The 782-nt window shown below is 69.6% G+C and carries 2 protein-coding genes; both read left to right on the plus strand.

All coding sequences use genetic code 11. The annotated features are described in order from the left end of the window. The coding region (locus tag JNK74_28555) for an SEC-C domain-containing protein (GenBank protein MBL7650139.1) at positions 1 to 437 on the plus strand (437 nt) is incomplete at its 5' end. A gap of 3 nt (positions 438 to 440) precedes the next feature. Further along, the gene (locus JNK74_28560) at positions 441 to 773 is read left to right on the plus strand and encodes a YkgJ family cysteine cluster protein (protein MBL7650140.1); all 333 of its coding nucleotides are present in this window, start codon (positions 441 to 443) and stop codon (positions 771 to 773) included. Positions 774 to 782: the final 9 nt, after the last annotated feature.

Genomic DNA, 782 nt, shown 5'->3' on the forward strand with positions numbered 1-782 from the left:
CCATCGGTGACGAGGACGGTGATGAAGAGGGCGAAGCCGAAGGCTGGCAGCCCTTCTGTTACGCCCAGGGCGGCGATGACGACCCGGCCATCGGTGAAGAATGGAGCACCGGCTTCGAGCAGGGCTTCGAGATGTGGCCGTCCGAGTGGCCGGACAAGGTGGGTGACACCACCATCGCCGAGGCCCTGCTGGAGACCATTCTCGGCCCCGACGAAGAAGTCGCCGTGCCGGCAGAACTCGAGGCCCAGCTCGCCGCCCTGGAGGAAAAGGGAATCGCCGTGCAGCACTTGTTCCAGGCTTGGCGTGCCCTCGGCCTGCCGGCCCCCGAGCCCCTCGCGGTGGGGGCCGCCACGGCCGCGACCGGCGGGCCGGGGCGCAACGAGGCTTGCCCCTGCGGCAGTGGCAAGAAATACAAGAAGTGTTGTGGGGCCAACTGATCCGTGGCTGACCCCTGCCTGAGTTGCGGTGCCTGCTGTGCCAGCTTCCGGGTGGATTTCCATGTGGCAGACCTGGAGACCACACCCGGTGGTTGCGTACCGGTGGCCCTGACCGTGCCCGTCACCGCCACCCTGGTGCGCATGCGCGGCACCGATGAGGGCCCACCGCGCTGTATTGCCCTGGCGGGGGAGGTCGGGCGGCAGGCCAGCTGCACGATCTACGCGCATCGCCCCGGCCCGTGCCGGGACTTCGCGCCCTTCGCCGCGCTGGGGATCGGTGATGAAGGCTGCGCCCGGGCGCGTCGCCGGCATGGGCTGATGCCGCTGGGGGAGTGACGTAGTTCC

Source organism: Candidatus Hydrogenedentota bacterium (genome assembly GCA_016791475.1).
Lineage (GTDB): Bacteria > Hydrogenedentota > Hydrogenedentia > Hydrogenedentales > JAEUWI01 > JAEUWI01.